Genomic DNA, 15,473 nt, shown 5'->3' on the forward strand with positions numbered 1-15,473 from the left:
TTATGTCAGAAATTTCTGCAGCAAGTCGTTGAGGAAGAGTTGTCCGCGCTCGGTGGCTACCAGACGTGAAGGTTCGACCTGCAACAGGCCGCTTTGTTCGGCTTCACGGCGGCCTTCAGCGAGGCTTTCCAGCGTCATGCCGGTACGTTCCGGGTACAGCCGCGATTCGACGCCTTCAGTCAGGCGCAGTGCGTTCATCAGGAATTCGAACGGCATTTCATCGTTGCCCAGCGCTTTCTCGCCGGCCTTAAAGCTTTTCGCCGGATTCAGGTAATCCTTGGGCAGGCGGGTCTTCCAGGTGCGAATGATGCGCCCGTCCGGATGGCTGAGCTTGCCATGGGCGCCGGCGCCGATGCCAATGAAGTCGCCAAAACTCCAGTAATTGAGGTTGTGGCGCGCCGGGCGACCGGGCAGGGCATAGGCCGAAACTTCGTATTGCACGTAACCATGTTCAGCCAGCAGTGCTTGCCCGGCCTCCTGAATGTCCCACAGCGTGTCGTCTTCCGGCAGAGTCGGTGGCTGGTTCCAGAATACTGTGTTCGGTTCCAGAGTCAGTTGATACCACGACAGGTGAGTCGGTTTCAGGGCGATGGCTGTGCGCAGGTCCGCCAAGGCATCGTCCAGGGACTGATTCGGCAAGCCATGCATCAAGTCCAGGTTGAAGTTGTCGAACCCGGCCTGCCGCGCCATACCGGCGGCGCGTACGGCTTCGTCACCGTTGTGAATTCGTCCCAGGGCCTCGAGCTTTTCTTGCTGAAAGCTCTGAATACCGATCGATAGGCGATTGATCCCCAGTTTCCGGTACGCCACGAACTTGTCTTGCTCGAACGTCCCCGGATTGGCTTCCAGGGTGATTTCGATGTCGCTGGCAAACGGAATGCGCTGTTCGACGCCTTTGAGCAAGCGACCCAGCGAATCAGCGCTGAACAGGCTTGGCGTGCCGCCACCAAAGAAAATCGAGCTCAGCTCACGACCATAAACGGCGTGCAGGTCCTGATCGAGATCGGCCAGCAATGCGTCGACGTACTCTTCTTCCGGCAGCACGGGGCTGGCGGTGTGGGAGTTGAAGTCGCAATAAGGGCATTTGCGCACGCACCACGGGATGTGGATGTACAGCGCCAGCGGCGGCAGCACAGGCAGGGCCGCCCGAGGCGATTGAGCGTCGCCGCCGAAGATCAGCGGCGACGCGGATGATTCACGGGTCATTTCAAGCCCAGACGCTGGCGCAGCAGATCCATTGCACGGGCGCGGTGGCTGATCTGGTTCTTGTCGCCTGGGCTCAGCTCGGCGCTGGAGCAATCGCGCTCCGGCACCCAGAACAGCGGGTCGTAGCCAAAACCGTGTTCGCCGCTGGCCTGGGTCAGGATTCGCCCGTGCCACAAACCTTCGCAGAGGATCGGCAACGGATCATCGGCGTGGCGCACCAGTGCCAGCACGCAGACGAACTGCGCGCCACGTTCGGCTTCAGGCACGTCTTTCAACACGTCGAGCAGCTTGGCGTTGTTCGCCGCATCGCCCTTGCCATCGGCATAACGCGCCGAGTAGATACCGGGCGCGCCGCCAAGGAAATCCACCGCCAGCCCGGAATCGTCGGCCAGCGCCGGCAGGCCGGAAATGCGCGCGGCATTGCGGGCCTTGAGGATGGCGTTCTCGACGAACGACAGGCCGGTTTCTTCAGGCTCGACGCTGCTGAACTCGCCGATCGAGCGCAGGTGCACCGACTCGCCGAGCATGGCCTGGAGTTCCTTGAGTTTGCCGGCGTTATGGCTGGCCAGTACGAGTTGCGTGAAGTTGATCATTGGCCAGGGAAGAGCTCTTGGTTGAAATTGATGGTGTTGATCTTGTCGCCGGTCTGCACCTTGATGTTGAAGGTGCGGATTTCCTGCTGCGGTACCGGGTATTGGGCGATGTAGTAAATCGCTCCTTGCTCGGTGACCTGCTTGAAGTTCAGTGTGTAGCTTTGGCTGGTCAGGTCTTTGACGGTGCCGCTGACGTCGGCCGCCATCGGCGTGCCGGCCTTGATCACCGAAATGTTGATCACGCCCTGATCCTTGCTGCGGGTCAGCTGGGCAGCCTTGGCAACGTCCGGTAGCAGGTAGGTGGAGTTGAAGGTGTTGTAGTGCACCGTCACGTCACCGAAGGTTTCCTTGCGTTCGCTCTTGATGGCGTCGGCGGCCATGGCGGTGACGCTCAGGCAGGCAGTGAGTAGAAACAACGCTAGACGACCCATGATCGTTCTCCTTGAAGTAGGGTGGATCAGACCGCGACCTTGTGGTCGGAAAGTCCCGGACTGCTGACGCGGTAGATACCGATCTCACCTAACAGATTAGGCCATAGCTTGCTGGCCCACCCGTGCCGATGCTGTTGATCCACGGCCAGCCGATCAATGACCTTCGCTTCACGTTCGCGACACAAGGCTTCAAAGTCGGCGAAGGTGCAGAAGTGAATGTTCGGCGTGTTGTACCAGGTGTACGGCAGGAACTCGGAAACCGGCATGCGGCCCTTGCTCGCCAGGTACCAGCGGCACCGCCAGTGGCCGAAGTTGGGGAAGGTGATGATGCACTGGCGACCGACGCGCAGCATTTCCTCGAGGATCCTGTCCGGGTAGTGCACCGCTTGCAGCGCCTGGGTCATGACCACGACATCGAAACTGTTGCTGGCGAAGTTGCCCAGGCCCTTGTCCAGGTCCTGTTCGATGACGTTGATGCCCTTGGCCACGCACTCGGCGATATTGTCGGCGTCGTTTTCCAGGCCATAACCGGTGACTTGCTTGTTATCGCGCAGCCAGGTCAGCAGTTCGCCATCGCCGCACCCGAGGTCGAGCACGCGGCTGCCGGCGGGGATCCATTCCTGGATGATTTCCAGATCAGCTCTCATGGCTTTCTCACAACGTAATGCGGTTCATGTAATTGCCGAATGCCTGCAGGTAGCGCGGGATCGGAATCAGGAAGGCGTCGTGGCCTTGCGGAGCGTCGATCTCGAGGTAGCAGACGTCCTTGCGCGCGGCCATCAGTGCGTCCACCAATTCCCGCGAGCGGGCAGGGGAGAAGCGCCAGTCGGTGGTGAACGACATCACGCAGAACTTGGCCTTGGCGCCTTCAAAGGTTTTTGCCAGGTTATCGTCGAAGTTCGCCGCCGGATCGAAGTAATCGAGCGCTTTGGTCATCAACAGATAGGTGTTGGCATCGAAGCGCCCGGAGAATTCTTCGCCCTGATAGCGCAGGTAGCTTTCCACCTGGAACTCGACGCTGTGGAAGTCGTAGTTGAGCTTCTCGCTCTTGAGCCCGCGGCCGAATTTCTCGCCCATGGAGTCGTCGGACAGGTAGGTGATGTGCCCGACCATCCGCGCCAGCATCAGGCCGCGCTTGGGGATCACGTTGTGTTCCTGGAACGAACCGCCGTGGAATTCCGGGTCGGTGAGGATCGCCTGGCGCGCCACTTCGTTGAACGCGATGTTCTGCGCCGACAGCTTGGGTGCCGAGGCGATGGCCAGGCAGTGACGGATGCGGTCAGGGTAAGTGATGCTCCATTGCATCGCCTGCATGCCGCCGAGGCTGCCGCCGATAACGGCCGCGAACTGGGCGATGCCGAGACGGTCCGCCAAACGCGCCTGACTGTGCACCCAGTCTTCCACGGTCAATACCGGAAAGTCGGCGCCGAACGGCTTGCCGGTGTCCGGGTTGATACTGCTCGGGCCGGTGGAACCGTTGCAGCCGCCGAGGTTGTTCAGGCTGACCACGAAGAACTTGCTGGTGTCGATCGGCTTGCCGGGACCGATGCAGCTGTCCCACCAACCGGGTTTGCGGTCGTCGGCGCTGTGGTAGCCGGCGGCGTGGTGATGGCCGGACAGGGCGTGGCAGATCAGCACGGCGTTGCTCGCCGTGGCGTTGAGCGTGCCGTAGGTTTCGTAGATCAGGTCATAGGCCGGGAGCGAGCGACCGCAGGCCAACGCCAGGGGTTCGCTGAAGTGCGCCACTTGCGGCGTCACCAGACCAACAGAATCGGGGGGAAAGGCAGCTGGCATCGACCCTGCTCTCATTGAAATGAGGCGTAAGTCTAAAGACCGCTGGGGTTAGCGGCAAGCAACGATCGGGCCTGATTTCATTCAGCAGAACCGCGGTGCGGCCTTCGCGAGCAAGCCCGCTCCCACAGGATTGATGCGGTCCATGTGGGAGCGAGCTTGCTCGCGATGAACGATGACGCGGTCAGCCTGCGGGACGCACCAGATCAGGCAAGTCCGGCAACTTCTTCGGCGAGCAGATTCGCACCCGTTTCTGCCGGTTCAACTCGCCACTGATCAGGCTGACCTGGCTCTTGGACACGCCAAAGGCCTTGGCCAGAAACGCCATCAGATACGCGTTGGCCTTGCCCTCGACCGGCGGCGCGGTCAGGCGGATCTTCAGGCGATCGCCGTGCAGCCCGCAGAAGTCATCACTGCGGGCTGCCGGTTGCAGGTGACACTCCAGAATCAGGTCGTCACCGTCCCAGCGAAACCAGCTCACCCGGTCAGATCAACACGCGGAGGATTTGCGGCATCATGGTCATGGCGGCGAGGTTGTTGATCACCAGCATGTCGATCAGCTTGAGTGCCAGGAACGCAAAGATCGGCGACAGATCCAGGCCGCCCAAGTTCGGCAGGAACTTGCGGAACGGCGCCAGGGCCGGTTCGCAGACGTCGTTCACCAGTTCGGCGCCCGGGTTATGGCTGCCCGGGGCGACCCAGGACAGGATCACGCTGATGATCAGGGCGAAGAAGAAAATCTTCATGAACAGCGCGGTCACGCCAATGATCGACCAGATCAGCAATTGCAGCGGGTTGCCGATGGTGCCGTAGGTCAGCAGCAGGGTCAGGGCCATCAGCGCCAGTTGCACCAGGATCGCCAGCACCAGCGAGGACATGTCCAGGCCGAATACGCTCGGGATGATCCGGCGCAGCGGCTTGAGCAGCGGCTGGGTGGCCTTCACGATGAACTGGCAAATCGGGTTGTAGAAGTTCGCCCGCACCAGTTGCAGTACGAAACGCATCAGCACGATCAGCAGGTACAGGCTGCCGAGGGTTTGCAGCACGTAGACCGCTGCAGTATTCAATCCAATCATGAAAAGCTCCTTATTGACCCAGTTGTTCGGCCATCTCGGCCGAGCGATGCGCGGCAGCGCCGAGTGCTTTTTCGACCAAGGCTTCAAAGCCATTGGCCTGGAACGACTTGATTGCAGCTTCCGTGGTGCCGGCAGGCGAGGTGACACGGCGGCGTAACTCGGCCGCGTCGACGTCGCTGGAGACCGCCATATGTGCGGCGCCCAGGGCGGTTTGCAGGGTCAGTTGCGCAGCGATGTCCGCCGGCAGGCCGAGTTTCACGCCGGCGGCGGTCATGGCTTCGATCAGCAGGAAGAAATACGCCGGGCCCGAGCCGGAAACGGCGGTGACGGCATCCAATTGCTGCTCGTCATTCAGCCATAGGGCGATACCGACCGCGGACAGCAGTTCCTGGGCTTGCTGACGCTGTTCGGCTGACACTTCGGCCGTTGCGAATAGACCGCTCGCGCCCTGACGCACCAGCGCCGGGGTGTTGGGCATGCAGCGCACGATCGGCTGGGCGCCGAGCCAGTTGTTCATGCTGGCGCAGGTGATGCCAGCGGCAATCGAAACCACCAGTTGATGGGGCTTGAGGCTTGGGCGAATGGCTTCGCACACGGCTTTCATCGCCTGGGGTTTGACCGCCAGCACGACCACGTCGGCACCGTCGATGGCCTGGGCGTTGTCGGCAAAGGTTTCTATGCCGTGTTCAGCGCTCACGCGGGCACGGGTTTCTTCGCCCGGATCGCTGGCGCGGATCTGTGCTGCTTCCAGACCCTTGGCCCGCAGGCCGCCGATCAGACTGGCGGCCATGTTGCCGGCACCGATAAAGGCAATACGTGTCTTGCTCATGTCAGGTCCTTATAAAGAGAAGAGTCAGCCATTTTTCAAGGCTGGCCGTAGTCGCGGGCGCCAAACAGGGCGGTACCGATCCGCACCCAAGTGGCGCCTTGGGCGATGGCCGATTCGAGATCGTGGCTCATGCCCATGGAAAGTGTGTCGAGCGGCAGGTTCAGGCTGGCTTGCAGACTTTGCACGGTAGCGAAAGCGGCATCCTGGGTGGCGCGATCTTCCGTCGGCTCGGGGATTGCCATCAACCCGCGCAGTTTCAGGCGCGGCAGGGCGCAGATGGCATTGGCCAGGGCCGGCAGATCGGCCGGGGTGCAGCCGGACTTGCTGGCCTCGCCGCTGACATTGACCTGAATGCAGATGTTCAAAGGCGGCAAATCGGCGGGACGTTGTTCGGACAGCCGTTGTGCGATTTTCAGGCGATCCACGGAATGCACCCAGTCGAAGTGCTCGGCGATAGCGCGAGTCTTGTTCGATTGAATGGGGCCGATGAAGTGCCAGATCAAGGGCAGGTCGGCCAGTTCGAGTTGCTTGCCCAACGCTTCCTGAAGGTAGTTCTCGCCAAAGTCGCGCAGGCCGGCGGCGTAGGCTTCACGCAGGTCTTGAGCGGGTTTGGTCTTGCTCACAGCCAGCAACTGGACGCTGTTTTCGGCGCGGTTCGCGGCAAGTGTTGCAGCATGTATGCGCGAACTAACCTGAAGAATGTTGTCTGCTATGGTGGACATCAAGAGGCGCCAGCGGTCTGAAGGTTCGCGGCATTCTACTGGAATTGAGAGGCGCTATGGATATCACTGAGCTGCTGGCATTCAGCGCCAAACAGGGGGCATCCGATCTGCACTTGTCCGCCGGCCTGCCGCCGATGATTCGCGTCGACGGTGATGTGCGACGCATCAATTTGCCGGCCCTGGATCACCAACAGGTGCAGACTCTGATCCATGCCATCATGAATGACGCCCAGCGGGTGGACTTCGAAAAGCATCTGGAAACCGACTTTTCCTTTGAAGTACCCGGCGTGGCGCGTTTTCGGGTCAATGTGTTCAACCAGAACCGTGGCGCGGGCGCGGTGTTTCGCACCATTCCGGCGAAAGTGCAGAGCATGGATGAGCTGGGCATGGGCGACGTGTTCCGCAAGATGACCGACGCTCCCCGTGGCCTGGTGCTGGTAACCGGCCCGACCGGTTCCGGCAAGTCCACTACGCTGGCGGCGATGATCGATTACCTCAATACCCATCGCCATCACCACATCCTCACCATCGAAGACCCCATCGAGTTCGTTCACGAGTCGCGCAAATGCCTGATCAATCAGCGTGAAGTCCATCGTGATACCCGTAGTTTCGCCACCGCCTTGCGTTCGGCACTGCGGGAAGACCCGGATGTGATCCTGGTGGGGGAGATGCGCGATCTGGAAACCATTCGCCTGGCGTTGACCGCTGCCGAAACCGGCCATCTGGTGTTCGGCACGCTGCACACCACGTCGGCGGCGAAAACCATCGACCGGGTGGTCGATGTGTTTCCGGGGGACGAGAAGTCGATGGTGCGCTCGATGCTCTCCGAGTCGCTGCTGGCGGTGGTGTCCCAGACCCTGGTGAAGAAAATCGGCGGCGGACGCATCGCGGCCCACGAGATCATGCTGGGGACATCGGCGATCCGGAACCTGATCCGCGAGGACAAGGTGGCGCAGATGTACTCGGCGATTCAGTCGGGAGGGTCGTTGGGGATGCAGACGCTGGATATGAGCTTGAAGGACCTGGTGACCAAGGGGTTGGTCAGTCGTGACCATGCGCGGGAGAAGGCGCGGTCGCCGGATAATTTTTGAGGAAGATTTGAGGTGCTTTCAAGGGTCTCTTCGCGAGCAAGCTCGCTCCCACAGGGGAGTGCATTCCAAAGTGGGAGCGAGCTTGCTCGCGAAGGGGGTCATCATGTTCAAGCACTTTCCAAGGGCATTCCCCGGAAATTCAAATCAGCGCTGAACAACCCGCAACGCATTCTGTTCTTTCGGCAGAACCCGCTTGGCAACCACGTAGTGGTTTTCCCAGTACGGTTTCTTCAAAGTGTCGATGGAGACCGACTTGCCACGACGTGGCGCGTGGATGAAGCGGTCGTTACCCAGGTAAATGGCAACGTGATTGACCCGACGACTCTTGATGTTGAAGAAAATCAGGTCGCCCGGCTTCAGGTCGTTGCGATCGACTTTCTCCCCATGACCGCTGGCCATGGCGTTGGAGGTGCGTGGCAGGTCGAACGTGGCGTCGTTGAACGCGTATTTCACCAGGCCGCTGCAATCGAAGCCTTTGCTTGGGCTGCTGCCGCCCCAACGATAAGGGGTACCGAGGACGTTCACCGCGCGGCTAAGCACGTCGCTGCTTTCCTTGGTGCCCATCGGTGGAACCAGGCCGCTTTTGCTGCTGGCCAGGCTTGGAGCATATTTAGCGGATTTCTTGTCTTTGCTCGAAGGAGCAGAGGCATGGGATTTTGGGGTGTAACCATTAACGTTTGGAAGACGTTGCTCACGATTGGTGGCGTGGGCGGCCAGTGGCATCAAAAGGCAAATGGTTAGCCATGTCTTGAAAAATGAACGCATTAGGCAAGGCTCTTAATAGGTTAGCGCGCAACTTTATAACAGCTTTTTTGCCGCTTCCGAGGCCGTTGGTCGATTCAATCCGGGGGGCAATGGTGGCAAAAAAGCGGCAAAATGGTGCAATTGTCGGACAGGAGTCCGGTGTTACAAGGCTTTGACGGGAGTGAAGGTAGCACTTGCCATACGTCGGGTGCCTGTAAAAAAGTCACAAAGAATTAAAGAATATTTATCTATCGTGTGAATCGAGGTCATTCATGAACCCCTATCAACAGGCTGTCCAGCAGCAAGACACCCACAGCAAAGTGATCGGTTACCTGCTGTGGATTTTCGGTTTTACCGGGGCTCACCGCTTCTATTACGGCAGGCCGGTGACCGGGACGATCTGGTTCTTCACCTTCGGCTTGCTGGGGATCGGTTGGCTGATCGACCTTTTCCTGATCCCGTCCATGGACCGTGAAGCGGACCTGCGGTTCACCGCAGGCCCCGTCGAATACAACGTGGCGTGGATCCTGCTGACGTTTCTCGGGGTGTTCGGCGTGCACCGGATGTATCAGGGGAAATGGATCAGCGGGTTGCTGTACCTGTTGACGGGCGGGTTGTTCTTTCTCGGGGTGCTGTATGACTTCTGGACGTTGAATGACCAGGTTTCTGTGCGTAATGCGCAGAACAGAGGCGCCTTCTAAATCGTCTTCGCGAGCAAGCCCGCTCCCACATTTGATCTTTGGTGTTCACAAATACTGTGTTCATCGCAGAACCAATGTGGGAGCGGGCTTGCTCGCGAATGCAGGCGACGCGGTCTTAAGCCTGGTGGCTGATCCGTCCATCCACCAGGGTGTAACGCACCACACCCGGCAGGCTGTGGCCAATGAACGGGCAGTTTTCGCCCTTGGACAGCCATGTTTCACCGGCCACGGTCGAGGCCGCAGGGTCGAACAGCACGATGTCCGCCGCGCCACCTACCGCCAGTTTGCCTGCCGGAAGGCGCAGGGCCTCTGCAGGGCCGACGCTCAGGCGTTTCAGTAGCGTCGGCAGGTCCAGCAAGCCGTCTTCGACCAGGGTCATTGCCAGTGGCAATAGCAGTTCAACGCTACTGATGCCCGGCTCGGTCGCGCCGAACGGTGCCAGTTTGGCGTCACGCTCATGGGGTTGGTGATGACTGGAGATGGCCGAGATCACGCCCGACTTCACCGCTGCGCGCAGGCCGTCGCGGTCGGCGCGGGTGCGTAGCGGTGGCTGGACGTGATACAGGCTGCTGAAGTCGATCAGGGCTTCGTCGGTCAGGATCAGCTGGTACAGGGCGACATCCGCTGTCACCTTCAGGCCCCGGGCCTGGGCCTGGGCGATCAGCTCTACGCCGCGTGCGCTGGTGAGCTGGCTGAAGTGCGCGCGCACGCCGGTCTGTTCAACCAGCAGCAGATCCCGGGCCAGGGCGACGGTTTCAGCGCTTTCCGGGATGCCCGGCAGGCCAAGGAAGCTGGCGGTCGGGCCTTCGTGAGCCAGGCCGCCCTCGGCCAGGTCGTAATCCTGGGAGTTGAAAATCACCGTCAGGTCGAAAGTCGCTGCGTAGTCCAGCGCCCGACACAGGGTGCGGGTGTTGCGGAAACTCTCCAGGCCGTTGCCGAAGGCCACGCAACCGGCATCGCGCAGTGCTACGAGCTCTGCCAGCTGTTCACCGTCCAGGCCTTTGCTCAGGGCGCCGATCGGGAAGACTTTGGTGTTGCCGGCCTCGCGGGCACGGTCGAGGATCAGTTCGGCCACCGCCGAGGTGTCCAGCACCGGTTTGGTCTTTGGCGGGCAGCACAGGCTGGTCACGCCGCCAGCCGCCGCTGCGCGGGTTTCGCTGACAATCGAGCCTTTGCGGCTGTAACCCGGCTCGCGCAGGGCAACGTTGAGGTCGACCAGGCCGGGAGCGGCCACCAGGCCTTTGGCGTCAATCGTGTCGACGGCGACAAAACCGGCTGGCGCCGCGCCAAGGGCGACGACTTTGCAGGCTTCAATGTGGATATCGGTCACTTGATCCAGGCCACTGGCCGGATCGATCACGCGGGCGCCGAGAATGCTGAGCTTCACTGGGCTTTCTCCTGCTCGAATTGGCCTTGCTCGAATTGGCGTTGCGCAGTCTGCCCGCTCATGGCCATGGACAGTACCGCCATACGAATGGCGATCCCGTAGGTCACCTGGTTGAGGATCACCGAGTGCGGGCCGTCGGCCACCGCAGACTCGATTTCCACGCCACGGTTGATCGGCCCCGGGTGCATCACGATGGCATCGGGCTTGGCGCCGGCCAGGCGCGCGGTGGTCAGGCCGAACAGGCGGTAGAACTCGCCTTCGCTCGGCAACAGGCCGCCGGTCATGCGTTCACGCTGCAGACGCAACATGATCACCACGTCAACGTCCTTCAGGCCTTCGGTCATGTCGGTGTAGACCTTCACGCCGTATTGCTCGATGCCGATCGGCAGCAGGGTTTTCGGCGCAATCACGCGAATATCCGGGCAACCCAGGGTTTTCAGGGCCAGCATGTTCGAGCGCGCAACCCGCGAGTGCAGGATGTCGCCGACGATGGCCACCGAAAGGTTTTCGAACCCGCCCTTGTGCCGGCGGATGGTGAGCATGTCGAGCATGCCCTGGGTCGGGTGAGCGTGCCGGCCGTCACCGCCGTTGATGATCGCCACTTGTGGGCAAACATGTTCGGCGATGAAGTGCGCGGCACCCGAATCGCCGTGGCGCACGACGAACATGTCGGCAGCCATGGCTTCCAGGTTGCGCAAGGTGTCGAGCAGGGTTTCGCCCTTGCTTGCCGACGATGTCGACACGTTGAGGGTGATCACGTCCGCCGAGAGGCGCTGGGCCGCCAGTTCGAAGGTGGTGCGGGTACGGGTGGAGTTCTCGAAGAACACGTTGCATACGGTCTTGCCGCGCAGCAGCGGGACTTTCTTCACGGCCCGGGCGCCGACTTCAAGGAAGGAGTCGGCAGTGTCGAGGATTTCCGTCAACAGTTCGCGGCGCAAACCGTCGAGCGAGAGGAAGTGGCGCAGCTGGCCCTGATCATTGAGCTGCAGCGGGCGCTTGGTTTCTAGAGGCGTCATCGCAAGGGGGACTCTCAATAGGGCGAATTAAAGGGCGAGGTCTTGCAGTTCGAGCGCGAGCTCGGGACCGGACAGCTTCACCCGTTCGTGGGCCGCCAGCGACAGGGTCGCGCCAACCACGTTCGGGCGGATCGGCAGTTCGCCGGCGTCCAGGTCCAGCAGGCACACCAGCGTTACGCTGGCCGGGCGGCCGTAGTCGAAAAGTTCGTTCATGGCGGCGCGGATGGTCCGGCCGCTCATCAGCACGTCGTCGATCAGCACCAGGTGCTGGCCTTCGATCTCGAACGGCAACGCCGAAGGGCGAACCTGCGGGTGCAGGCCGTTCTGGCTGAAATCGTCGCGGTAGAAGGACACGTCCAGGGTGCCGAGGGGGTCATTGCTGCCCAGCTCCTTGAGCAGAGCCTGGGCCACCCAGACGCCGCCGGTGCGGATGCCGATGAAACGCGGGTCGCTGATGCCTCGTTTGGCCAGATAGGCGTCAAGTCGGGTCGCCATCTGGCTGATCAGTTCGGCGGGATTGGGCAGGCTCATGGTTGCTCCTTCTTGGGCCCGAGCCAGCCTGTGCGGGAAGTGGCTCGGGTTGTAGCTAAGAGAGACGCACAGCGGCTCTTCAGGATTCAAACAGTGCGGTGTTTTCGTCGAGCCAGCCTTGCAGCAGCAGGGCGGCGGCGATGGCATCGACCGGATTGTCGCGGTAACTGCCTTTCTGGCCGCCACGAGCCAGGCGTTCGCCCTTGGCCTCGAAGGTGGTCAGACGTTCATCGTGGGTATAGAAGGGCAGGTTGAAGCGGCCGTTCAGGCGCCGGGCGAACTTTTCCGCGCGGGCGCACATGTCGCTGGGCGTACCGTCCATGTTCAACGGCAGGCCGACCACCACGGCATCGGGTTTCCACTCTTTGATGAGGGCTTCGACCTGGTTCCAGTCAGGAATGCCGTTCTGCGCCTTCAGGGTGCACAGCTCGCGGGCCTGGCCGGTAATCACCTGGCCGACCGCAACGCCGATCTGTTTGGTGCCGTAGTCAAAACCCAGAATCAGCTTCAGGGCCATCAGGCGTGCCCCGCCTGGCTGGTCAGCAGGCTGAGGTTGACGCCCAGGTGTTTGGCGGCCGCTTCCAGACGCAGTTCGCTGCTGGTGTTGAACAGGATGTCCGCGTCGAACGGGCAGTTCAGCCAGGCGTTCTGCGCCAGTTCGGCCTCCAGTTGCCCGGCTTCCCAACCGGCGTAGCCGAGGGCGATCAGGCTTTTTGCCGGGCCGACGCCGTCAGCGATGGCGAACAGCACGTCCTGGGAGGTCGACAGGGCCAACTCGTCTTCCAGATCAACGGTCGCCTGGAAGCTCTGACCCTTGGGGTGAAGGACGAAACCGCGATCGGTCTGCACCGGGCCACCGATGAAGATCGGTACATGTTGGCAGAGCGCTGGAGGTTCGATTTCCGGGCGCAATTGCTCAAGGATATCGGCCAGGTTCAGATCTTGCGGACGGTTGACCACCAGCCCCATGGCGCCATTGGCCGTGTGCTCGACGATGTAGGTCAAGGTGTGCGCAAAGTTCGGGTCGGCCATGTGCGGCATGGCGATCAGGAATTGATGCTTGAGGTAGCTGGGGCTGACGTTTTTCATGACCGCTAGTGTGGCGTTCGAGGGGCGAACTGACAAGCTGGGGATGCACAGGAATTAGCGCAATTCTGTAGGAGCGAGCTTGCTCGCGATGGTCGTCAAGGATAACGCTGCCAGGTTGACACCCCGCTGTGCTCTCAGGTTTATCGCGAGCAAGCTCGCTCCTACAGGTGGGGGGGGGGGGTGGTCAGTTACTGGAGAGGCGATCGCCGCGGGCAAATTTCCAGGTGCGGATGATCTCCAGCCGGTCAATATCCGACAAATCCCCGGTAAACGGTGCAAACGGTGCCGCCAGCCGGACGATCCGTTGCGCCGCCTGGTCCAGCAGCGGCTGGCCTGAAGATTCCAGCACCAGCACTTCATACAACGAGCCATCACGGTTGATCGACACCATCAGGCGCAAGTTGCCATAGATCTGTTTGCGCCGCGCTTCGTCGGGGTAGTTGAGGTTGCCGATGCGCTCGACTTTCTTGCGCCATTCGTCCTTGTACCAGGCGCCCTTGTCGCGCATGGTCGAGGCCGCGCTCAAGCGGTGAATGCGCGGGCGCTTGGCGTACAGCTGTTGTTCGGCGGCCAGTTCCGCTTCCAGGCTGGCGATGTCGCTGGACAGTTGCTCGCTGTCGAAGGTCGGCGCCTGGACCTGGGTTTTTACCTCGGTCTTGGGCTCCTCGGTCTTGGCGGGGGCTTTTTTCGGCTTCGGCGCCACGGTGGTCACGGCAGCCTTGGGCGGGGCTTCCTGCACTTCAGGCTTGGCAGCCGGCGGTGGAGTGACTTTTTGTACCTTGTTGTCCTGGAACGGCGCGACCTCGGTGGTCTTGGGAATCGCCTTTTTATCCAGGGTGCCGCTACCTTGCTGATTCTCCTGGGCCAGGAAATCGGCTTTCTCGGGCTTTTTTTCGCTTTTGAAGGTGGCGAGGGTGATTTCCAGGGTTTTGCTGATTTGCTTGGGCTCGACCACTGCAAACCCGACACCCAACAGCAAGGCCAAGTGGATCAGCGCTGCCAGAAACAGGGTAAAACCGAGGCGATCGACCGGGCGCACGCCACGGTGGGCGAGTTCGGCAGGCAGATCGGACGGGAGTGTCATGACAAGGAAACCAACATCGCGTTTTCACAGGCCGCGCATGATAACGCAATGTTGGTTTGGCTAATCAACGTGCCTTGAGCTTCTGATCGATGGCATCCATCAGCATGCCGCCGATGTCGGTGCCAAACGCGTTATCAATCTCGCGAATGCAGGTCGGGCTGGTGACGTTGATCTCGGTCAGGTGCTCGCCGATCACGTCCAGGCCAACGAACAACAGGCCTTTTTCACGTAAGGTCGGGCCGACTTGCGCGGCGATCCAGCGGTCCTTGTCGGTCAGCGGGCGGGCTTCGCCACGCCCCCCGGCAGCGAGGTTGCCACGGGTTTCGCCCTGGGCCGGAATCCGCGCCAGGCAATAATCCACAGGCTCGCCATCGATCATCAGGATGCGCTTGTCGCCATCGACGATAGCCGGCAGGTAACCCTGGATCATGATTTGCTGCTGACCATGCAGGGTCAGGGTTTCGAGGATCACCGACAGGTTCGGATGCCCTGCAGTGTGACGGAAGATCGAAGAACCGCCCATGCCGTCAAGCGGCTTGAGGATCACATCGCCATGATGGTCGGCGAATTCGCGCAGCACGTCAGGGCGACGGCTGACGATGGTCGGCGGCGTGCACTGCGGGAACAGTGTAGCGAACAGCTTCTCGTTGCAGTCGCGCAGGCTTTGCGGCTTGTTGACCACCAGCACGCCGGCGCGCTCGGCTTGTTCCAGCAAATAGGTGGAGTAGACGAACTCCATGTCGAACGGCGGATCCTTGCGCATCAGGATCACGTCCAGATCGCTCAGCAGTGCGTCGCTTTCGGCGCCCAGTTCGAACCATTTTTCCGGGTTGGCGAACACCTGCAACGGACGCATCCGGGCTCGGGCCTGGCCTTCGCCCTGATACAGGTCGCGCTGTTCCATGTAGAACAGCTCCCAGCCACGCTTCTGCGCGGCCAGCAGCATGGCCAGCGAGCTATCCTTTTTATAGGAAATGCTGGCGATAGGGTCCATGACAATCCCGACGCGAACGCTCATGGGTGTTTCCTCGAAATTTGGGGGGCTATGTCGATCTCTGTAGGAGCGAACTCGCTCGCGATGAACCCGAGAACAACACGCTTATCCAGCCAGCACGCGTTATCGTTGACGGCCATCGCGAGCGAGCTCGCTCCTACAAAAGATCAGCGTATAAAAGTGGCGTC

At 61.0% G+C, this 15,473-nt stretch carries 19 protein-coding genes; 2 read left to right on the forward strand and 17 right to left on the reverse strand.

Annotated features, from left to right (window positions below; genetic code table 11):
* The 9 genes from hemW to AC1RS8_RS04960 all read right to left on the reverse strand — a co-directional run bounded on the left by hemW (window position 1) and on the right by AC1RS8_RS04960 (window position 6,648).
* The gene (gene hemW / locus AC1RS8_RS04920) at window positions 1–1,206 is read right to left on the reverse strand and encodes a radical SAM family heme chaperone HemW (RefSeq protein ID WP_489339392.1); all 1,206 of its coding nucleotides are present in this window, start codon (window positions 1,204–1,206) and stop codon (window positions 1–3) included.
* A complete protein-coding gene (gene rdgB / locus AC1RS8_RS04925) occupies window positions 1,203–1,799 on the reverse strand; it encodes an RdgB/HAM1 family non-canonical purine NTP pyrophosphatase (protein ID WP_007987823.1) in 597 nt (198 codons plus the stop codon). Before rdgB ends, hemW begins: the two co-directional genes overlap by 4 nt.
* Window positions 1,796–2,230: a DUF4426 domain-containing protein gene (locus AC1RS8_RS04930; protein ID WP_057712913.1), complete on the reverse strand. Its 435-nt coding sequence runs from the start codon at window positions 2,228–2,230 to the stop codon at window positions 1,796–1,798. The genes rdgB and AC1RS8_RS04930 overlap by 4 nt, the downstream gene beginning before the upstream one ends.
* Window positions 2,231–2,256: 26 nt before the next feature.
* The gene (gene metW, locus AC1RS8_RS04935) at window positions 2,257–2,877 is read right to left on the reverse strand and encodes a methionine biosynthesis protein MetW (RefSeq protein ID WP_056726485.1); all 621 of its coding nucleotides are present in this window, start codon (window positions 2,875–2,877) and stop codon (window positions 2,257–2,259) included.
* A 7-nt stretch (window positions 2,878–2,884) separates the two neighbouring features.
* Complete coding sequence (metX, locus tag AC1RS8_RS04940) at window positions 2,885–4,024, reverse strand: homoserine O-succinyltransferase MetX (RefSeq protein WP_008046479.1); 1,140 nt, start codon at window positions 4,022–4,024, stop codon at window positions 2,885–2,887.
* Window positions 4,025–4,205: 181 nt separating this feature from the next.
* Window positions 4,206–4,502 carry a DUF167 domain-containing protein gene (locus AC1RS8_RS04945; protein ID WP_008046477.1) on the reverse strand — a complete coding sequence of 99 codons (297 nt, stop codon included), beginning with the start codon at window positions 4,500–4,502 and terminating at the stop codon, window positions 4,206–4,208.
* Between the two features lie 4 nt (window positions 4,503–4,506).
* A complete protein-coding gene (locus AC1RS8_RS04950) occupies window positions 4,507–5,097 on the reverse strand; it encodes a YggT family protein (protein ID WP_489339391.1) in 591 nt (196 codons plus the stop codon).
* Between the two features lie 10 nt (window positions 5,098–5,107).
* On the reverse strand, window positions 5,108–5,926 hold the full coding sequence (proC, locus tag AC1RS8_RS04955) for a pyrroline-5-carboxylate reductase (RefSeq protein WP_340312868.1): 819 nt from the start codon (window positions 5,924–5,926) through the stop codon (window positions 5,108–5,110).
* Window positions 5,927–5,961: 35 nt separating this feature from the next.
* Complete coding sequence (locus tag AC1RS8_RS04960; RefSeq protein ID WP_057712916.1) at window positions 5,962–6,648, reverse strand: YggS family pyridoxal phosphate-dependent enzyme; 687 nt, start codon at window positions 6,646–6,648, stop codon at window positions 5,962–5,964.
* A 56-nt stretch (window positions 6,649–6,704) separates the two neighbouring features.
* Here AC1RS8_RS04960 and AC1RS8_RS04965 point away from each other — a divergent pair, with 56 nt between their 5' ends.
* Complete coding sequence (locus AC1RS8_RS04965) at window positions 6,705–7,739, forward strand: type IV pilus twitching motility protein PilT (protein WP_154947802.1); 1,035 nt, start codon at window positions 6,705–6,707, stop codon at window positions 7,737–7,739.
* A gap of 144 nt (window positions 7,740–7,883) precedes the next feature.
* Here the strand turns inward: AC1RS8_RS04965 and AC1RS8_RS04970 are convergent, their stop codons facing one another.
* Entirely contained in the window at window positions 7,884–8,504 is a 621-nt protein-coding gene (locus AC1RS8_RS04970; RefSeq protein WP_057712918.1) for a C40 family peptidase, read from the reverse strand.
* Between the two features lie 251 nt (window positions 8,505–8,755).
* On the opposite strand from AC1RS8_RS04970, the gene AC1RS8_RS04975 reads away from it, so the two are divergent.
* Window positions 8,756–9,184 carry an NINE protein gene (locus AC1RS8_RS04975; RefSeq protein WP_057712919.1) on the forward strand — a complete coding sequence of 143 codons (429 nt, stop codon included), beginning with the start codon at window positions 8,756–8,758 and terminating at the stop codon, window positions 9,182–9,184.
* 115 nt (window positions 9,185–9,299) lie between these two features.
* Here the strand turns inward: AC1RS8_RS04975 and AC1RS8_RS04980 are convergent, their stop codons facing one another.
* The 7 genes from AC1RS8_RS04980 to gshB all read right to left on the reverse strand — a co-directional run bounded on the left by AC1RS8_RS04980 (window position 9,300) and on the right by gshB (window position 15,309).
* On the reverse strand, window positions 9,300–10,571 hold the full coding sequence (locus AC1RS8_RS04980; RefSeq protein WP_223500832.1) for a dihydroorotase: 1,272 nt from the start codon (window positions 10,569–10,571) through the stop codon (window positions 9,300–9,302).
* Window positions 10,568–11,587, reverse strand: a complete 1,020-nt coding sequence (locus AC1RS8_RS04985; RefSeq protein ID WP_046039254.1) for an aspartate carbamoyltransferase catalytic subunit — start codon at window positions 11,585–11,587, stop codon at window positions 10,568–10,570. Before AC1RS8_RS04985 ends, AC1RS8_RS04980 begins: the two co-directional genes overlap by 4 nt.
* A 27-nt stretch (window positions 11,588–11,614) precedes the next feature.
* Entirely contained in the window at window positions 11,615–12,118 is a 504-nt protein-coding gene (pyrR, locus tag AC1RS8_RS04990; RefSeq protein ID WP_057712921.1) for a bifunctional pyr operon transcriptional regulator/uracil phosphoribosyltransferase PyrR, read from the reverse strand.
* A 79-nt stretch (window positions 12,119–12,197) separates the two neighbouring features.
* Entirely contained in the window at window positions 12,198–12,635 is a 438-nt protein-coding gene (gene ruvX, locus AC1RS8_RS04995; RefSeq protein WP_056726497.1) for a Holliday junction resolvase RuvX, read from the reverse strand.
* Window positions 12,635–13,207 carry a YqgE/AlgH family protein gene (locus AC1RS8_RS05000; RefSeq protein ID WP_057712922.1) on the reverse strand — a complete coding sequence of 191 codons (573 nt, stop codon included), beginning with the start codon at window positions 13,205–13,207 and terminating at the stop codon, window positions 12,635–12,637. The genes ruvX and AC1RS8_RS05000 overlap by 1 nt, the downstream gene beginning before the upstream one ends.
* A 184-nt stretch (window positions 13,208–13,391) precedes the next feature.
* Window positions 13,392–14,291 carry an energy transducer TonB gene (locus AC1RS8_RS05005; protein ID WP_057712923.1) on the reverse strand — a complete coding sequence of 300 codons (900 nt, stop codon included), beginning with the start codon at window positions 14,289–14,291 and terminating at the stop codon, window positions 13,392–13,394.
* Window positions 14,292–14,355: 64 nt separating this feature from the next.
* On the reverse strand, window positions 14,356–15,309 hold the full coding sequence (gshB, locus tag AC1RS8_RS05010) for a glutathione synthase (RefSeq protein ID WP_057712924.1): 954 nt from the start codon (window positions 15,307–15,309) through the stop codon (window positions 14,356–14,358).
* Window positions 15,310–15,473 lie beyond the last annotated feature (164 nt).

The organism is Pseudomonas sp. GW821-FHT12A04 (assembly GCF_058807755.1).